Here is an 18,137-nt window from a genome sequence, read left to right on the forward strand (position 1 = left end):
ATTCTGCGGTATCGGCGCCCCTTATAGACCTGAAAAGAATAAATAAATCATTAAATATTCTTTTTAAGACTAACTTGCAGCCCCCTACTATCCGCTCCACGCCCAACCCGGGCCCCCTTACCCAGGAGCAGAGTCATGAGCGCAACCCTCAGAAGCGTCGAAGGCCAGGAAGAAGCCGGCATTCTGCGCGAAATCCAAGTCGCCCTGCAGAACCTGCGCTTCGGCGCGGTGGAAATCACCGTGCACAACGGCCAGGTGGTGCAGATCGAGCGCAAGGAAAAATTCCGCCTGCAACCCCAGGCCGGCAAAACCGCCTGATTGCAGAGCACCCCGACCGGACCTCCGGAGGGCGTATCGCCACTTTTATCCGGCCGCCAGCACACCCAGCAGCGCCAAAACCCAATAAAGCCAAGCCCATACGTCTTTTCAGGAGCAGTTCCATGTCTATCCGCCGATTCGCCCTGGCCAGCCTGGCCGCCGCCCTGTTCTCCGGCCCGACCCTCGCGGCCAGCGAGATTCTCAACGTCTCCTACGACCCGACCCGCGAGCTCTATCAGGAGTTCAACGCCGCCTTCAACAAGCACTGGACCGCCCAGGGTAAGGAAGCGGTGAAGATCCAGCAGTCTCACGGTGGCTCGGGCAAGCAGGCCCGCGCGGTGATCGACGGCCTGCGCGCCGACGTGGTGACCCTGGCCCTGGCCGGCGACATCGACGAGCTGCACAAGCTCGGCAAGCTGATCCCCGAGGACTGGCAGAGCCGCCTGCCGCAATCCAGCACGCCCTACACCTCGACCATCGTGTTCCTGGTGCGCAAGGGCAACCCGGAAGGCATCAAGGACTGGGATGACCTGGTCAAGCCGGGCGTGGAAGTGATCACCCCCAACCCGAAGACCTCCGGCGGCGCGCGCTGGAACTTCCTGGCCGCCTGGGCCTATGCCCAGCAGAAGTACGGCAGCGAGGCCAAGGCCCAGGAGTTCGTGCAGAAGCTGTACAAGAACGTCCCGGTACTGGACACCGGCGCCCGCGGCTCGACCATCACCTTCGTCAACAACCAGATCGGCGACGTACTGCTGGCTTGGGAGAACGAGGCCTTCCTGGCCCTGAAAGAACAGGGCGGTGACCAGTTCGAGATCGTCGCGCCGAGCCTGTCCATCCTGGCGGAGCCGCCGGTGGCCGTGGTCGACAAGAACGTCGACAAGAAGGGCACCCGCGAAGTCGCCACCGCCTACCTGCAGTACCTGTACAGCGAAGAGGGCCAGCGCATCGCCGCGAAGAACTTCTACCGTCCGCGTGACGAGAAGGTCGCCGCCGAGTTCGCCAAGCAGTTCCCGCAGCTGAAGCTGGTGACCATCGACAAGGACTTCGGCGGCTGGAAATCCGCCCAGCCGAAGTTCTTCAACGATGGTGGTGTGTTCGACCAGATCTACCAGGCGCAGTAAGCCGGCTCGTGGCCGCGGGTGCCTCCGCGGCCGACGTAGGGCGGGTGCAACCCGCGCGATACACCGTTTCCCGGCCTCGCGCGGGTTTCACCCGCCCTACCCACTCCAAGCAAAAGGGACATCGCAATGTCACGCCGCATTTCCCCCGTCATACCCGGCTTCGGGCTGACGCTGGGCTACACCCTGGTGTACCTCAGCCTGTTGGTGCTGATTCCCCTGGGTGCCATGTTTGTGCACGCCGCCCAACTCAGTTGGGCCGAATTCTGGGCCATCATCAGCGCACCGCGCGTGCTGGCCGCCCTCAAGCTGAGCTTCGCCACCGCCTTCGCCGCCGCCGTGCTCAACGGCGTGATCGGTACCCTGCTGGCCTGGGTGCTGGTGCGCTACAGCTTCCCCGGGCGCAAGATCATCGACGCGATGATCGACCTGCCCTTCGCCCTGCCCACCGCCGTCGCCGGCATCGCCCTCACCGCGCTGTATGCGCCGGCCGGTCTGGTCGGCCAGTTCGCCACCGAGCTGGGCTTCAAGATCGCCTACACCCCGCTGGGCATCACCCTGGCGCTGACCTTCGTCACCCTGCCCTTCGTGGTGCGCACCCTGCAGCCGGTGCTGGCGGACATTCCGCGCGAGGTCGAGGAAGCCGCCGCCTGCCTGGGCGCCAGGCCTTTCCAGGTGTTCCGCCATGTGCTGTTGCCGGCCCTGCTGCCGGCCTGGCTGACCGGTTTCGCCCTGGCCTTCGCCCGGGGCGTCGGCGAGTACGGCTCGGTGATTTTCATCGCCGGCAACATGCCGATGAAGACCGAGATCCTGCCGCTGCTGATCATGGTCAAGCTCGATCAGTACGACTACACCGGCGCCACCGCCATCGGCGTGCTGATGCTGGTGGTGTCCTTCGTCCTGCTGCTGCTGATCAACCTGCTGCAGCGCCGCATCGAACGCCCGTAAGGAGGCCGTCATGACCACCGCTACCCTGTCGGCCAGTGCGGCGACCAACGCCGCCCGCCGCGGTAACGCCGCTGGCCGCATCACCCTGATCATCGGCGCCTGGCTGGCCTTTGCCCTGTTTCTCCTGCTGCCGCTGTTCGTGGTGCTGAGCGAAGCGCTCAAGCTCGGCTTCGGCACCTTCTTCAGCGCCCTGCTGGAGCCGGACGCGATCGCCGCGCTGCAGCTGACCCTGCTCGCCGTGGGCATCGCCGTGCCGCTCAACCTGGTGTTCGGCGTGGCCGCCGCCTGGTGCGTGAGCAAGTACGAGTTCCGCGGCAAGAGCCTGCTGGTGACCCTGATCGACCTGCCGTTCTCCGTCTCACCGGTGATCGCCGGCCTGATCTACGTACTGCTGTTCGGCGCCCAGGGCTTCTTCGGCGAATGGCTGCAGGACCGCGACATCCAGATCATCTTTGCCCTGCCCGGCATCGTGCTGGCGACCATCTTCGTCACCGTGCCCTTCGTCGCCCGTGAACTGATCCCGCTGATGCAGGAGCAGGGCACCCAGGAGGAGGAAGCCGCGCGCCTGCTCGGCGCCAGCGGCTGGCAGATGTTCTGGCACGTGACCCTGCCCAACATCAAATGGGGCCTGATCTACGGCGTGGTGCTGTGCGCCGCGCGGGCCATGGGCGAGTTCGGCGCGGTGTCGGTGGTGTCCGGGCATATCCGTGGCTACACCAACACCCTGCCGCTGCACGTCGAGATTCTCTACAACGAATACAACCATGTCGCCGCCTTCAGCGTCGCCAGCCTGCTGCTGGCCCTGGCGCTGATCATCCTGCTGCTCAAGCAGTGGAGCGAATCCCGTCTGTCCCGCCTACGTCACAGCGACGCGGAGGAATAAGTCATGTCCATCGAAATCCGTAAAGTCAGCAAGACCTTCGGCGCCTTCCGCGCGCTCAACCAGATCAACCTGGATATCCACAGCGGCGAACTGGTGGCCCTGCTCGGCCCGTCCGGGTGCGGCAAGACCAGCCTGCTGCGCATCATCGCCGGCCTGGAGACGCCCGATACCGGCAGCATCCAGTTCCACGGCGAGGACGTGTCCAACCACGACGTGCGTGATCGCAACGTCGGCTTCGTGTTCCAGCACTACGCGCTGTTCCGCCACATGACGGTGTTCGACAACGTCGCCTTCGGTCTGCGCATGAAGCCCAAGGGCGAGCGCCCGAGCGAGGCGGAGATCGCCGAACGGGTGCACGAACTGCTCGGCATGGTCCAGCTCGACTGGCTGGCCGACCGCTACCCGGAGCAGCTGTCCGGCGGCCAGCGCCAGCGTATCGCCCTGGCCCGCGCCCTGGCGGTGAAGCCCAAGGTGCTGCTGCTCGACGAACCCTTCGGCGCCCTCGACGCCAAGGTACGCAAGGAACTGCGCCGCTGGCTGGCGCGCCTGCACGAGGAAGTGCACCTGACCAGCGTGTTCGTCACCCACGACCAGGAAGAAGCCATGGAAGTGGCCGACCGCATCGTGGTGATGAACAAGGGCACTATCGAGCAGATCGGCTCGCCGGCCGAGGTTTACGAGCAGCCGGCCAGCGACTTCGTCTACCACTTCCTCGGCGACGCCAACCGCCTGCACCTGGGCGACGACCAGCACCTGCTGTTCCGTCCGCACGAGGTGTCGCTGTCGCGCCTGGCCATCGACGAGCACCGCGCGGCGCAGGTGCGCGACATCCGCCCGCTCGGCGCCATCACCCGGGTGACGCTCAAGGTGGAAGGACAGGACGAGCTGATCGAGGCCGAAGTGGTCAAGGATCACGACAGCCTGAGCGGCCTGACCCGCGGCGAGACGCTCTATTTCCGGCCCAAGGTCTGGCAGCGCCAGGCGGCGTTGTGACCCGGTAGCACACGCGGAGCCGCGACGGCTCCGCGGCGCCAGAATTGCGATACGAATCACTCTTTTGGCTCATCCTTTGCTATGACAAGCGCAGTAGGCTGTTGCCACTGCGCCGATGGCCGCCCTGCCTTCTGACATCACGCACCGACAAGAATAATTAGGGAGCGACCGGGGATGAATCGTAATCCGTTGATTCGATTGTGTTTTTCGCTGTTTATCGGGATCGCGGCAAGCCTCTCTGCCGTCGCCCAGGCGGCCGCCATGACGGCCGCCGAACAGGTACAGGTGTACGCCAGCCGCGCCACCAGCAGCCTGCTGCTGGTCCGTGGCGAGGGCTTCCAGGAAGAGCATCTGACCCGCCTGGAGAAGGATATTGCCGATCTGGAGACATCCGCCCAGGCTGCCATGAGCGCCAGTTCGGAAATTCCCGGATTGACCACCAAACTTGTTACCCAGTTACGCCTGGGTGTTTCCTTTGGCCCCAACGAAGACAACATGCCCTGGGAATATCCCCAGGATCTGGCCAAGGCCCTGCGCGAACTGCTGACTGTGGCGCGCGGCGTACCGGATGCCGACCCGCTCGGTGAACTGCCGGCCCAGGTCGAGTACCTGGCCGTGCAGTACCTCAGCCGTTCCTACATTGGCAGCTTTGAAATCGCGCGTGAGCAGCCGGACAACTATGTCGGCCAGGACGAGCGCATCCTGGTGCCGCAGATCGACAAGGAACTGGGCAGCCTGGACGGCAAGGCCAACCCCGCCGTGGCCAAGCTGCAGACCCGCTGGAAGTTCCTGCGCGCCGCCCTGATGGACATGAACAGCGGCAGCAATGCCCTGGCCAGTGCCTCCGGCCGCGCCTTCGCGCCAACCACCGTGGACCGCCACACGCGCTCTATGACCGGTCAGTGGATGGGACTCGGCCAGGTCGCCGGCTCGCTCTGAGCCCCGCGGCGGTAGAACAAGCCGGGTCATTGCCCGGCTTTTTCATGCCCGTCACGCACCGCGATACTCGCGCGCCGCCTGCAGCAGCCAGTCGCGGAAGGCGCGCAGGGCCGCGGACTCGACCTTGCGCTCGGGGATCATCAGCCGGTAGGCCCTGTCGCTGCTCAGCAGTGCCGCCGGGTGCGCCGGCACCAGAAGGCCGGCGTCCAGCTCGCGCTGGATGAGAAACGGCGGGATCAGCGCCACGCCCATGCCATGCATGGCCGCCTGGGCCAGCATGGAGAACAGCTCGTAGCGCGGCCCGCTCATGTCGCGCGGCACATTCAGGCCCTGCGCGGCGAACCACTGGCGCCAGGCGTAGGGCCGGGTGCTCTGCTGCAGCAGCGGCAGGTTGGCCAGCTCGGCGGCGGTGAACTGCGTACGCTCGCCCAGCAGCTCGGGGCTGCACACCGGCAGCGGCTCCTCGGGCATCAGGTAGTGCGCCTCGGTACCCGACCAGTCGCCATCGCCGAAATAGATGGCGGCATCGAAGCTGGTATCGGCGAACAGGAAGGGCCGGGTGCGGTTGGTCAGGTGCACCGTGACCTCCGGGTGCAGGCGCTGGAACTCCTTGAGGCGGGGCACCAGCCACTGGGTGGCGAAGGTCGGCACCACGGCCAGCTCCAACCCCTGGGCACCCTGCTGGCCCATGGCGGCCAGGGTGTCGCGCTCCACCGCATCCAGCTGCGCCGCCACCTTGCGGCTGTAGGCCAGGCCCGCCTCGGTCAGCTTCACGCCACGCCGTGAGCGACGGAACAGCTCGATGCCGAGGAATTCCTCCAGCCCGGCGATCTGCCGGCACACGGCGCTCTGGGTCAGCGCCAGCTCGTCGGCAGCCTTGGTGAAGCTCTGGTGACGGGCGGCCGACTCGAAGGCCACCAGGGCCGCGGTGCTGGGAATCTTGCGACGCATCTATGCCTAAGCCTCACTCATAAGCAGCAAAAAAGCTGATCCAGGCTATCTCGAAGTGAATTTTACGCACAACAGCGTGCGAAATACTCGTTTGCCGCCCGCGCCGCGCGGGCCTAGTCTTTCTCCACTGCCCGGCTTCGCGCCGGCCCTTCACTGCCAACGCTTCGAGGATTGCACCATGGCCGCCAAGGCAAGCTTCAACTGGATCGACCCGCTCCTGCTGGACCAGCAGCTGACCGAAGAAGAGCGCATGGTGCGCGACAGCGCCCAGCAGTTCGCCGCCGACAAGCTGGCCCCGCGCGTGCTGGAGGCCTTCCGCCACGAGCAGACCGACCCGAAGATCTTCCGCGAGATGGGCGAGACCGGCCTGCTCGGCGCCACCATTCCCGAAACCTACGGCGGTAGCGGCCTGAACTACGTGTGCTACGGCCTGATCGCCCGCGAAGTGGAGCGCATCGACTCCGGCTACCGCTCGATGATGAGCGTGCAGTCGTCGCTGGTGATGGTGCCGATCCACGAGTTCGGCAATGAAGCCACCAAACAGAAGTACCTGCCCAAGCTGGCATCCGGCGAGTACATCGGCTGCTTCGGCCTGACCGAGCCGAACCACGGCTCCGACCCGGGCTCGATGATCACCCGCGCCAAGAAGGTCGACGGCGGCTACCGCCTGACCGGCAGCAAGATGTGGATCACCAACAGCCCGATCGCCGACGTGTTCGTGGTCTGGGCCAAGGACGACGCCGGCGAAATCCGCGGCTTCGTCCTGGAAAAAGGCTGGCAAGGCCTGTCCGCGCCGGCCATCCACGGCAAGGTCGGCCTGCGCGCCTCGATCACCGGCGAAATCGTCATGGACAACGTGTTCTGCCCCGAGGAGAACGCCTTCCCCGACGTGCGCGGCCTGAAGGGCCCGTTCACCTGCCTCAACTCCGCCCGCTACGGCATCAGCTGGGGCGCCCTGGGCGCCGCCGAGTTCTGCTGGCACACCGCGCGCCAGTACACCTTGGACCGCACCCAGTTCGGTCGCCCGCTGGCACAGACCCAGCTGATCCAGAAGAAGCTGGCCGACATGCAGACCGAGATCACCCTGGCCCTGCAAGGCTGCCTGCGCCTGGGCCGGATGAAGGACGAGGGCACCGCCGCGGTGGAAATCACCTCGATCATGAAGCGCAACAGCTGCGGCAAGGCACTGGATATCGCGCGCATGGCCCGCGACATGATGGGCGGCAACGGCATCAGCGACGAGTTCGGCGTGGCCCGCCACCTGGTCAACCTGGAGGTGGTCAACACCTACGAGGGCACTCACGACGTCCACGCACTGATCCTCGGCCGCGCGCAGACCGGCCTGCAGGCGTTCTTCTAAGTCACTTTGGCCGCGCGCGCCTCTCTCCCCTCGCCCATTTATGGGAGAGGGGCAGGGGGAGAGGGCGATGTTTCGGCGCACCTACCTTCCCTCTCCCTAGCCCTCTTCCGCTAGCGGGAGAGGGGACTTCTCCGAGAGATCCATATGCCCGGCGCCCTGTCCCATCTGCGTGTTCTCGACCTGTCCCGCGTGCTCGCCGGCCCCTGGGCCGGGCAGATCCTCGCCGACCTCGGCGCCGAGGTGATCAAGGTCGAGCGTCCCGGCAGTGGCGACGATACCCGTCACTGGGGACCGCCCTATATCAAGGATGGCGCCGGCAACGACAGCCGCGAAGCGGCCTACTTCCAGTGCGCCAACCGCAACAAGCAGTCGCTGACCCTGGACTTCACCCAGCCCGAGGGCCAGCGCCTGGTGCGCGAACTGGCGGCGCAGTGCGACGTGCTGCTGGAAAACTTCAAGGTCGGCGGCCTGGCCGCCTACGGCCTCGACTATGCCTCGTTGAAAGCGGTCAACCCGCGACTGATCTACTGCTCGATCACCGGCTTCGGGCAGGACGGGCCCTACGCCAGGCGGGCAGGCTACGACTTCATGATCCAGGGCCTCGGCGGCATGATGAGCCTGACCGGCAAGCCCGATGGTGAGGAGGGTGGCGGTCCCATGAAGACCGGCGTCGCCCTCACCGACCTGCTCACCGGCCTGTACGCCGCCATCGGCGTGCAGGCCGCCCTGGCGCATCGCGACAAGACCGGCGAAGGCCAGTATGTCGACGTGGCGCTGCTCGACGTACAGGTGGCCTGCCTGGCCAACCAGGCGATGAACTACCTGGCCACCGGCGTGGCCCCCCGGCGCATGGGCAACGCCCACCCGAACATCGTGCCCTACCAGGACTTCCCCAGCGCCGACGGCAACTTCATCCTCGCCGTGGGCAACGACGGGCAATTCCGCAAGTTTTGCGAGGTCGCCGGCCTACCGGCTTTGGCCGACGACCCGCGTTTTTCCAGCAACAAGGCGCGGGTCGATCACCGCGCCGAGCTGATCCCCCTGCTGCGCCAGGCCACGGTGTTCAAGAGCACCGCCGAATGGGTCACGCTGTTGGAGGCGGCCGGCGTGCCCTGCGGGCCGATCAACGACCTGGCCCAGGTGTTCGCCGACCCGCAGGTCCAGGCCCGCGGCCTGCGCCTCGATCTGCCCAACAGCCTGGGCAGCAGCACGCCCCAGGTGGCCAGCCCGCTGCGCCTGTCCGCCAGCCCGGTCGAATACCGCAACGCGCCGCCGCTGCTCGGCGAGCACAGCGACGATGTGCTGCAGCGCCTGCTCGGCCTGGATCAGCAGCAGATTGCCGCGCTGCGCAGTGCCGGCGTGGTATAGCGCCTAGTCCTCGGCCAGGCCGAACCCGGTCTCGATCAGGCGCAGTTGATCAAGCATGCGCCGCCGCGCCAGGCTGGGGTCACCGGCCAGCACCGCCGCCCCCAGGCGCGCCTGGTGCTCGCCGAGGTGCTGCAGAATCCACTGCGCCACCGCACCGCTCGGATAGCTCTCGGCCAATGCGCCGAGCAGTCGCACGAACAGCGCCAGCGCCCGGTTGCCGCTGAGCTCGGCCAGGCACAGGTCGAGCTCGCCGCTGCGCTGCAGGCGCTCCGCCTCGCCGGCCCGCTGCAGGCTGTCCAGCAGTGCCTGCAGGCGCTGCCGCCCGGCAGCGTCCAGGCGCTGAGCGGCGAGCCCGGCCACCGCCAGTTGCAGGTTCTTCCACACCGCATGGAAATGCTGGCTGAGCGGCTGCGTCTGGCCCAGGTATTCCACTGCCAGGCGCACCGTGTAGCTGGGTTCCGGCGTGGCCACCAGCAGGCCGCCACCGGGGCCGCGCCGGCTGCGCACGATGGCGTGCAGTTCGAGGGTGCGCACCGCCTCACGCAACACCGCGCGGCTGACCCCATGCCGCGCCTGCAGGTCCGGCTCGGCGCCGATCCGCGCGCCGCTGCCGAGCCCCGAGGCGCTGATGTTGCGGGCGATGACCACGGCCAGGCGATGGGCGCTCTTGTCATAGACCCGCGAGAAGGCAAAGTCGGGAGCCGCCGCCAGCTCGGTCATGGCCGAGGTGGGGCCATGGCTCAGGCCGCCGCGCAGCTCGATGATCAGCTCGCGGGTCAGGCGCAGCTTGTCCTGGATGCGCTCACGGGCGCGCAGGCCGTCGCCGCCGATCAGTGCCTCGAGCAGCTCGATCTTCAGCCGGCGCACCTGGCCGAATACCGTCTGCACCCGTGCCCGCGCATGCGCGTCACGCGGCGTGCGGCCGCTGACGGTGACGCATTGCAGGGCTTCGAGGATCAGGCTGATCGCGGCATTGCCGGAAACCCGGCAGATGAAGTCGCGCACATCGGCAAGCAGGCGCAACTCGGCGTTGAAGCAGCCGGGCTGCTCCTGCCCGAGCAGCTCGATCAGTTCCCGCGCCCGCGGGATGTCCGGCTCGTCCAGGCGCTCGGCGGCCAGCAGCACCGCCTGCGATTCGATCAGCGCACGCGCCTCGTACAGCTCGCCAAAGCTGACATCGATCAGTTCCAGGTAGGTGGCCAGCGCCAGCGCCGCCGAGTCGCGCGCCGGGCGACTGATCACCAGGCCACCGCCACTGCCACGGCGCATGTTGGCCACGCCGTGGCGCTCCAGCTGGCGTATCGCCTCGCGCAGGGTGGCCCGGCCGATGCCGTAGCGCTCCATCAGCTGCGCCTCGGAACCGAACACCTGGCCGACCGGCCAGCCGATCGCGCTGATGTCGCGCTTCAGCGCCTCGGCCACCCGTTCGGCCAGCTTGGCCGGCCGGCTCGAAGCCAGGGCGAAACCTGATGGATCCGACATGTTTGCCACCCAATCCATGGAGAAGGCGACACATTAGCCCAGTTTTTCCTGGTTTCACACGGCACCAACGCACAGATATAGGTGCAAAGCCATCACCCCAATTCAGCTTGCTGATAACACCTTAGAGCGATACTAAGCCGCGCTTATACGGACCTAAGCTGGATTCACCCCTCCCTCTATTCGAGTGCCAGGACGGCGCCGCGGAGCCTTGCCATGCCCAACAACAATAACGGCTACCCCTCCAGTCTTTCCGCCTGGGTCACCGTGACCATCCTGATGGTCGCCTACGTGCTGTCGTTCATCGACCGGCAGATCCTCAACCTGCTGGTCGAACCGATCCGCCGCGACCTGGTGATCAGCGACACGCAGATGAGCCTGCTGATGGGCCTGTCCTTCGCCCTGTTCTACACGGTCTGCGGCATTCCCCTCGGGCGCCTGGCCGACACCAAGAGCCGGCGCGGCCTGATCGCCGTCGGCGTGCTGTTCTGGAGCGCCGCCACCGCCGCCTGCGGCATGGCCAAGCTGTACTGGCAGTTCCTCCTGTGCCGGGTCGGCGTCGGCGTCGGCGAGGCGGCGCTGTCGCCGGCGGCCTATTCGCTGATTGCCGACAGCTTCCCGCCGGAACGCCGCGCCACCGCCATCAGCGTCTACTCGATGGGCGTCTACCTGGGCTCGGGCATTGCCTTTCTGCTCGGCGGCCTGGTGATCCAGTTCGCCTCGGCACAGGGCGACCTGGTGCTGCCACTGCTCGGCGAGGTACGCCCCTGGCAGCTGATCTTCCTCATCCTCGGCGCCGCCGGCGTGCTCTTCACCCTGCTCATGCTGGCCGTGCACGAGCCGGCGCGGCGCGGCGTCGGCGCCGGGGTGGCAGTGCCGCTGGCCGAGGTCGGCCGCTATATCCGCAGCAACCGCCGCACCGTGCTGTGCCACAACTTCGGCTTCGCCGGGCTGGCACTGGCCGGCTACGGTAGCGCGGCATGGATTCCGACCTTCTTCATCCGCACCTACGGCTGGGACGCCGGCCAGGTCGGCATCGTCTACGGCTCGATCGTGGCAGTATTCGGCTGCCTGGGCATCGTCTTCGGCGGGCGCCTGGCCGACCGCCTGGCGCGGCGCGGGCGGGACGACGCCAACATGCGCGTCGGCCTCTACGCGGCCATCGGCGCGCTGCCCTTCGTCCTCGCCTTCCCGCTGATGCCGGATGCACTCTGGGCCAGCGTGCTGCTGGCACCGGCGGTGTTCTGCCTGAGCATGCCGTTCGGCGTGGCGCCGGCGGCGATCCAGGAGATCATGCCCAACGCCATGCGCGGCCAGGCCTCGGCCATCTACCTGTTCGTCATCACCCTGATCGGCCTGGGCCTGGGCCCGACTGCCGTGGCACTGGTCACCGACTTCGTGTTTGGCGACGACCAGGCCCTGCGCTACTCGCTGCTGATCGTCACGGTGCTGGCCGTGGCCTCCTCGATCCTCCTGCTGTGGCGCGGCCTGCATCCCTACCGGGAAAGCCTGCAGCGCCTGCAGCAGTGGTCGCTGGGCACTGCCTGAGGCAGCGCGCGCGAGTGCATGAGCCCCGCTTCGGCGGGGCTTTTTCATGGTCAATGGGTTTGCGCTGATGACGCTCCATTCAGCGCGTTTCTGAGCGCCGCCAGGCCGCGCGCCAGGGGGCCATTCGTACTTTCGAGCGACAGGCCAAATACATCCTTGGTGCGCTTATGCGCCTGTCAGCCGCTGGGTAGGGTGCTGTCCGTTGCACCCTCATTCACGGAGAGCCTCATGACAAAAACAACAAGGCCCGGAATCTTCCAGCCGCACCTCCTCACCCTGGCCATCGCCCTCGGCACGGCCGCTCCGGCGCAGGCCGTCAACTTCAACATCGGCGAAATCGAAGGCCAGCTCGACTCGTCCCTCTCGGTGGGCGCCAGCTGGTCGATGCGCAGCGCCGACCCGGACCTGATCGGCGAAGCCAACGGCGGCACCGGCTTCACCCAGACCGGCGACGACGGCCGCCTGAACTTCAAGAAGGGCGAAACCTTCTCGAAGATCTTCAAGGGCATTCACGACCTCGAACTGAAGTACGGCGACACCGGCGTCTTCGTACGCGGCAAGTACTGGTACGACTTCGAGCTGAAGGACGAACAGCGCCTGTGGAAGGACATCGACGACTCCAACCGCAAGCAGGGTGCGCAGTCCTCCGGTGCCGAGATCCTCGACGCCTTCGTCTACCACAACTACGCCATCGGCGAGCTGCCGGGCTCGGTGCGCCTGGGCAAGCAGGTGGTCAGCTGGGGCGAGAGCACCTTCATCGGCAACAGCATCAACGCGATCAACCCGATCGACGCCGCAGCCTTCCGCCGCCCAGGCGCCGAGATCAAGGAAGGCCTGATCCCGGTGAACATGTTCTACCTGTCGCAGAGCATCACCGATCAGCTATCCGCCGAAGCGTTCTACCAGCTGGAGTGGGACCAGACGGTGGCCGACAACTGCGGCACCTTCTTCGCCGGCGCCGACGTGGTCGCCGACGGTTGCGACAACAACTACAACATCCTCGGCCCCAGCTCGATCGCCTCGATCCAGGGCGCTAAGGCTGGCGGTTTCGGTCCGGCTGCCCAGGCTGCGCTGAGTGAGGTGGAGGTCACCGACGAGGGCCTGGTGGTGCCGCGCGGCGGCGACCGCGACGCCAAGGACAGCGGCCAGTTCGGTGCCGCCCTGCGCTGGATGGGCGACGAGGCGGAGTACGCCGCCTACTTCCTCAACTATCACAGCCGCACCCCCAACCTGAGCATGCAGAACGCCAACGCGGCCGACATCACCGCCGCGCTGACCACCCTTGGCGGCGCCCTGGCCCAGCCGATCCTGCTCGGCCGCGGCAGCTACTTCCTCGAATACCCCGAGGACATCCGCCTGTACGGCCTGAGCTTCTCCACCTCGCTGCCCACCGGCACCGCCTGGGCCGGCGAGCTCAGCTACCGGCCGAACATGCCGCTGCAGATCAACAGCACCGATATGACCGGCAAGCTGGCCACCTCGGTAGCCGGCGCCGCGGCGACCGGCGGCCTGGCTGGCGCGCTGGGCCAGGCCGGCGCCGTCAGCCGTGGCTATAACCGCAAGGAGGTGACCCAGGCGCAGACCACCCTGACCCACTTCTTCGACCAGGTAATGGGCGCCGACCGCCTGACCCTGGTGGGCGAGCTGGGCGTGACCCGCATCGGTGGCCTGGAGCGGCAGAGCGAAGTGCGCTACGGGCGCGACTCGATCTACGGCTCGCCCTACGGCACCGCCGCCTCCAACCTGGCCTCGGCCGAGGAGTACGGCTACCACGGCTTCTACACCAGCACCTCCTGGGGCTACCGCGCCCGCGCGGTGTGGGACTACAGCAACGTGATCGCCGGCATCAACCTCAAGCCGAACCTGTCCTGGTCGCACGACGTCGACGGCTACGGCCCGGTGTTCAACGAAGGCTCCAAAGCGATCAGCGTCGGCCTCGATGCCGAGTACCGCAACACCTACACCGCCAGCCTGTCGTACACCGACTTCTTCGGCGGCGACTACAACCCGATCGTCGATCGCGACTTCCTCGCGTTCAGCGTCGGCGTGAACTTCTAAGGGAAAGGATCGACATGAAAACAACAAAACTGATCACCGCCCTCGCCCTCTCCCTGCTGGCCGGCAGCGTGCTCGCCGCCGTGGCGCCGGAAGAAGCGGCCAAGCTCGGCAACAGCCTCACCCCGCTCGGCGCGGAGAAGGCCGGCAACGCCGATGGCAGTATTCCAGAGTGGACCGGCGGCCTGGCCAAGGGCGCGGCCAGCGTGCTGTCCGGCGGCTTCCTCGGCGATCCCTTCGCCAGCGAGCAGCCGCTGTTCACCATCACCGCACAGAACCTGGAGCAGTACCGCGACAAACTGTCCGAAGGGCAGGTCGCCATGTTCAAGCGCTACCCCGAGACCTACCGCATGGCGGTCTACCCCAGCCATCGCAGCGCCGCCCTGCCGGCGGACATCTACGCCGCGGCGGCGAAGAGCGCGGTCAACACCAGCCTGATCGAGGGCGGCAACGGCCTCAAGGGCTTCGCCGACAGCCGCTACTACGCCTTCCCGATTCCGCAGAACGGTCTGGAAGTGGTGTGGAACCACATCACCCGCTACCGCGGCGGCAACCTGCGGCGCAGTACCGTACAGGCCGCGCCGCAGGCCAACGGCGACTTCACCCTGGTGCACTTCGAGGACGAAGTGGCCTTCCCCGGCATGACCAAGGGGCTGGACGCGAAGAAGGCGGAGAACGCCCTGCTGTTCTTCAAGCAGCGCGTCACCGCGCCGGCGCGCCTGGCCGGCAACGTGCTGCTGGTGCACGACTCGCTGGACCAGATCGCCGAGCCGCGCATGGCCTGGCTGTACAACGCCGGCCAGCGCCGCGTGCGCCGCGCGCCGCAGGTGGCCTACGACGGCCCGGGCACCGCCGCCGACGGCATGCGTACCTCGGACAACTTCGACATGTACAACGGCGCGCCCAACCGCTACGACTGGAAGCTGGTCGGCAAGCGTGAGCTGTACATCCCCTACAACAACTACAAGCTGCAGTCGCCGGAGGTGAAGTACGACGACATCCTCAATGCCGGCCACACCAACCAGGACCTGGCGCGCTACGAGCTGCACCGCGTCTGGGAAGTCGAGGCCACGCTGAAGTCCGGCGAGCGCAACATCTACGCCAAGCGCCGCTTCTTCGTCGACGAGGACAGCTGGCAGATCGCCGTGTCCGAGCACTACGACGGCCGCGGCCAGCTGTGGCGCGTCGGCCAGGCCATGCTGCTGCAGCAGTTCGACCAGCAGGTGCCGGTGTACGCCTTCGAGGCCCTGTACGACATCATCGCCGGACGCTACATCGCCGTCGGCATGGCCAACGAGGAGAAGAGCGCCGTGCAGTACGGCATCCAGGCCTCGGCCGTGGACTTCACCCCGGCCGCGCTGCGCAACGCCGGCGTGCGCTGACGGGTTCCAACGCAACGCTGCTCCTGTTTCAGGCGACCCCAGTGGTCGCCTTTTTTATCCGCAGCCGACTCGCCGGCGGCGAATTGGATAAGATCGAGCGCTCGCCACAACAACTACAAGAGCCGAGGCCACGACCATGCACGAGAAGGTTCGCGCCCTGCATCCGGCTGCCACCGCGCGACAACCGGACCCGTCCCTGCCCCGCCTGCCGGCGGCGCATATCCATCGCCCGCGCCTGACCCAGGCCCTGCTGGCCGGCGACAGCCGCCTGACCCTGGTCTGCGCCCCTGCCGGCTTTGGCAAGAGCGTGCTGCTCAACGAATGCGCGCGCCAGGCGCCCTTCGCCACTCGCGTGGTCTGGCTCGACCTGCTCGGCCACCCGCACAGCCCCGCCGAACTGCTCGCCCGCCTGGCCGCCGCCCTGCAGCTGGCGCACGGCGACGGCGAGCCCTGTGCCGAACTGGGCCTGCTGCTCGGGCGCGTCGAGCAGCCGCTGTGGATCATCCTCGACGACTATCCGCGCCAGCCCTGCGCCGAGCTGGATGCCTGCCTCGACCGCCTGCTCGAACGCGCCCCGCACACCCTGCGCTGGTGGATCGGCGGGCGTCGCCGGCCGGCCTGGAATCTGCCGCGCCTATTGCTGCAGGGCGACCTGCAGGAACTCGATGCGCATGACCTGGCGCTCGACCGCGACGAGCTCGACCGCCTGCTGCTGCAGCGCCAGCAAGCGCTGCCCGACGAGCTGGCCGGCCAGTTGCTGCATCACAGCGAAGGCTGGCTGGCCGGCATCTGCCTGCTGCTGATCGGCGGGCATGCCGACAACCTCGGCCAGCGCCTGGGCGCCGGCACCCCGCTGCTGCTCGACTACCTGGAGCGCGAGGTGCTCGCCGGCCTGCCACCGGCCCTGCGTCATGCGCTGTTCGTGCTGGCGCACATGCCACGCTTCTGCGCCGAACTGTGCACCCACCTGCTGGACGAGCAGGGCGGCGCCGGCGTGCTCGAGCAGCTGCGCCAGCGCCAGTTGTTCCTGCACGGTCTGGACAGCTGCGGCAAGTGGTTTCGCCTGTGGCGCCCGCTGGCCAACCTGCTCCGCCGCCTGCCCGACGGCCGCACGCCACTGCAGGCGCATGTGCGCGCCTGCCAGTGGTTCGCCCAGCGTGGCGAGGTGCGCGAGGCGGTGGAACACGCGCTCTGGGCCGAGCAACCGGATGTGGCGGCCAGCTACCTGCAGCGCTACGGCCAGGACCAGCTGCTGATCGGCCACAGCGTCGCGCAGTTCCTGCACTGGCGCGACGAGCTGCCGGCCAGCCTGTTCAACAGCACGCCACGGCTGATCATGCTGCAGGCCTGGGCGCTGATCATCTGTGCCCGGCTGGACGAGGTGGATGCCTGCGTCGCCGAACTGAACCGCTTCCTGCCGCAGCCCGATGCCCGCCGCCAGCAGCAGCTGATCGCCCAATACCAGGCGGTACAGGGCGTGCTGCAGCGCCAGCGTGGCCTGGCCAGCGCCCGCCAGCACTGCCTGGAAGCGCTGGACGTGCTGCACGAGTCGGCCTGGTCGCAGCACATTCTTTGCCATCAGGCCCTGGCCCAGCAGGCCATGGCCGAACTGGACCTGACCAGCGCCCAGCAGCACAGCCGCGAAGGCCTGCGCCTGGCCAGGCTGCGCGGCAACGTGCTGTTCGAAGCCCTACTCAGCGTCGACCATATCCACCTGCTGGCCATGCTCGGCGAACGCGAGCGCGCCCTCGACCTGGCCAACCAATGCCTGCAGCTGCTGCAGGATGCCGCGCTGCGCGGCCCGGTGCATGCCCGCCTGCAGCTGCTGCGCGGCACCCTGCTGGCCGGCCACGGCGACCTCGACACGGCGCAGACCGTGCTGCAGGCCGGCGTGCAGGAAGCCGAGGACTGCGAAGACGCCTACCTGCTGTTCGGCTACCTGAGCCTGGCCGAACTGGCCGCTGCCCAGGGTGAACATGAGCAGGGCGAGCAGTTGCTGCGCCGCGCCGAACGCCGGATGCACTGGCTGCATGTGCCGGAGGTGCGCTACCGGGAAATGCTGCAACTGGCCCAGGGCAACCTGAGCCTGCGCCTGGGCGAGGCGGAACAGGCGCGCCAGGCCTTCCAGCGGGTGCGCCAGCGCCTGGAGCAGGAGCGCCTGCTGGCGCCCTCGGGCTTCTACGACCTGCTGCCGCGCGCCCGCCTGTGCCAGGCCCAGGCCGACCTCGCATTGGGCGAGCAGGCGCGGGCACTGCAGGCCCTGCAACAGCTGCATGACGACTGCCGACACAGCGGCCACCACAGCCTGGCCACCCAGGTGCGCCTGAGCCAGGCCGAGGCCCTGCACCTGAGCGGACGCGAGGACGAGGCCGAGGCGCTGTTGCGCATCGCCGTCGCTGAGGCCGAGCGCCAGCAGCAGGTGCTGCCGCTACTGGCATTGCAACAGCGCCAGCCCGACTGGCTGGAGGGGCACCCGGCCTGGCCGCAGCAGCTGTTGCAGCGCACGGCCGAGAGCAGCGGCGCCGCCCAGAACGAGTCGCTGCTGAGCAAGCGCGAACTGGCCGTGCTCGGCCTGATCGCCCAGGGCCACTCCAACCAGCAGATCGCCGAACAGCTGTACATCTCCCTGCACACGGTGAAAACCCACGCGCGGCGGATCAACGTCAAGCTCGGTGTACAACGCCGCACCCAGGCCGTGGCCCGGGCCAAGGCGGAGGGGTGGTTGGGCTGAAGGCCGGCAAGCACGCCGCCCGCGCACCGCGCAAAGAAAAAGGCCCCAAGCTTGCGCTTGGGGG

General features: G+C 67.5%; 14 protein-coding genes. 12 read left to right on the top strand and 2 right to left on the bottom strand.

Annotated elements, in window-relative coordinates:
- Positions 1–135 precede the first annotated feature (135 nt).
- The 6 genes from oscA (at position 136) to PA6_RS01705 (ending at position 5,199) form a co-directional block, all read left to right on the top strand.
- Complete coding sequence (gene oscA / locus PA6_RS01680; protein ID WP_021699128.1) at positions 136–318, top strand: sulfur starvation response protein OscA; 183 nt, start codon at positions 136–138, stop codon at positions 316–318.
- 122 nt (positions 319–440) lie between these two features.
- Entirely contained in the window at positions 441–1,439 is a 999-nt protein-coding gene (locus PA6_RS01685) for a sulfate ABC transporter substrate-binding protein (RefSeq protein ID WP_021699129.1), read from the top strand.
- Positions 1,440–1,565: 126 nt separating this feature from the next.
- Positions 1,566–2,384, top strand: coding sequence for a sulfate ABC transporter permease subunit CysT (cysT, locus tag PA6_RS01690; RefSeq protein WP_021699130.1), 819 nt, complete (start codon positions 1,566–1,568; stop codon positions 2,382–2,384).
- A 10-nt stretch (positions 2,385–2,394) separates the two neighbouring features.
- Positions 2,395–3,267, top strand: a complete 873-nt coding sequence (gene cysW / locus PA6_RS01695; RefSeq protein ID WP_021699131.1) for a sulfate ABC transporter permease subunit CysW — start codon at positions 2,395–2,397, stop codon at positions 3,265–3,267.
- 3 nt (positions 3,268–3,270) lie between these two features.
- On the top strand, positions 3,271–4,260 hold the full coding sequence (locus tag PA6_RS01700; protein WP_021699132.1) for a sulfate/molybdate ABC transporter ATP-binding protein: 990 nt from the start codon (positions 3,271–3,273) through the stop codon (positions 4,258–4,260).
- A gap of 261 nt (positions 4,261–4,521) precedes the next feature.
- Positions 4,522–5,199, top strand: coding sequence for a hypothetical protein (locus PA6_RS01705; protein WP_237034843.1), 678 nt, complete (start codon positions 4,522–4,524; stop codon positions 5,197–5,199).
- A 51-nt stretch (positions 5,200–5,250) separates the two neighbouring features.
- On the opposite strand, the gene PA6_RS01710 is transcribed toward PA6_RS01705, so the two are convergent.
- A complete protein-coding gene (locus PA6_RS01710; RefSeq protein ID WP_021699134.1) occupies positions 5,251–6,150 on the bottom strand; it encodes a LysR family transcriptional regulator in 900 nt (299 codons plus the stop codon).
- Positions 6,151–6,328: 178 nt separating this feature from the next.
- Here PA6_RS01710 and PA6_RS01715 point away from each other — a divergent pair, with 178 nt between their 5' ends.
- Positions 6,329–7,510 (top strand): acyl-CoA dehydrogenase, encoded by a 1,182-nt coding sequence (locus PA6_RS01715; RefSeq protein ID WP_021699135.1) that lies wholly within the window; start codon positions 6,329–6,331, stop codon positions 7,508–7,510.
- 144 nt (positions 7,511–7,654) lie between these two features.
- Positions 7,655–8,878, top strand: coding sequence for a CaiB/BaiF CoA transferase family protein (locus PA6_RS01720; RefSeq protein ID WP_021699136.1), 1,224 nt, complete (start codon positions 7,655–7,657; stop codon positions 8,876–8,878).
- 3 nt (positions 8,879–8,881) lie between these two features.
- Here the strand turns inward: PA6_RS01720 and PA6_RS01725 are convergent, their stop codons facing one another.
- Positions 8,882–10,360 carry a FadR/GntR family transcriptional regulator gene (locus PA6_RS01725; RefSeq protein ID WP_021699137.1) on the bottom strand — a complete coding sequence of 493 codons (1,479 nt, stop codon included), beginning with the start codon at positions 10,358–10,360 and terminating at the stop codon, positions 8,882–8,884.
- A 213-nt stretch (positions 10,361–10,573) separates the two neighbouring features.
- On the opposite strand from PA6_RS01725, the gene PA6_RS01730 reads away from it, so the two are divergent.
- The 4 genes from PA6_RS01730 to PA6_RS01745 all read left to right on the top strand — a co-directional run bounded on the left by PA6_RS01730 (position 10,574) and on the right by PA6_RS01745 (position 18,073).
- Positions 10,574–11,905, top strand: coding sequence for a spinster family MFS transporter (locus PA6_RS01730; protein WP_021699138.1), 1,332 nt, complete (start codon positions 10,574–10,576; stop codon positions 11,903–11,905).
- A 228-nt stretch (positions 11,906–12,133) separates the two neighbouring features.
- Positions 12,134–13,963 carry a DUF1302 domain-containing protein gene (locus PA6_RS01735; RefSeq protein WP_021699139.1) on the top strand — a complete coding sequence of 610 codons (1,830 nt, stop codon included), beginning with the start codon at positions 12,134–12,136 and terminating at the stop codon, positions 13,961–13,963.
- 14 nt (positions 13,964–13,977) lie between these two features.
- Complete coding sequence (locus PA6_RS01740; protein ID WP_021699140.1) at positions 13,978–15,342, top strand: DUF1329 domain-containing protein; 1,365 nt, start codon at positions 13,978–13,980, stop codon at positions 15,340–15,342.
- A 136-nt stretch (positions 15,343–15,478) separates the two neighbouring features.
- On the top strand, positions 15,479–18,073 hold the full coding sequence (locus tag PA6_RS01745) for a LuxR C-terminal-related transcriptional regulator (RefSeq protein ID WP_021699141.1): 2,595 nt from the start codon (positions 15,479–15,481) through the stop codon (positions 18,071–18,073).
- The last annotated feature ends 64 nt before the right edge of the window (positions 18,074–18,137 follow it).

Source organism: Aquipseudomonas alcaligenes NBRC 14159 (genome assembly GCF_000467105.1).
In the GTDB taxonomy this organism is placed as follows: domain Bacteria; phylum Pseudomonadota; class Gammaproteobacteria; order Pseudomonadales; family Pseudomonadaceae; genus Aquipseudomonas; species Aquipseudomonas alcaligenes.